The sequence below is a fragment of the Pseudomonas sp. F007 genome (assembly GCF_057814275.1).
Genome location: NZ_JBVATA010000046.1, coordinates 1 through 289 on the forward strand (window position 1 = coordinate 1; position 289 = coordinate 289).

The 289-nt window shown below is 63.3% G+C and carries 1 protein-coding gene; it reads left to right on the forward strand.

What is annotated here, in order from left to right:
* Positions 1 to 221, forward strand: a 221-nt coding sequence (locus ACZYR5_RS29660; RefSeq protein WP_489107629.1) for a UDP-N-acetylglucosamine 2-epimerase, incomplete at its 5' end; no start/stop codon positions are given.
* Positions 222 to 289: the final 68 nt, after the last annotated feature.

The following is a 289-nucleotide window of genomic DNA, read 5'->3' on the forward strand; positions in this document are numbered from 1 at the left end:
TTGCACGGCTGATGACCCGGGTCGATGCCCTGCTCGAAGAGGTCAACCCCGATTGCGTGCTGGTGCATGGCGACACGTCGACCGCGACCGCCTGCAGCCTGGCGGCGTTTAATCGGCGCATTCCGATCGGTCACGTCGAGGCGGGCCTGCGCACTGGCGACCTGACCCAGCCGTTTCCCGAGGAAATGAATCGGCGGGTAGTCGATGTGATGGGCAAATGACTGTTCGCCCCGACCGCGACCTCCCGCGACAACCTGCTCAAGGAAAACCTCGAAGGGCGCATCTATGT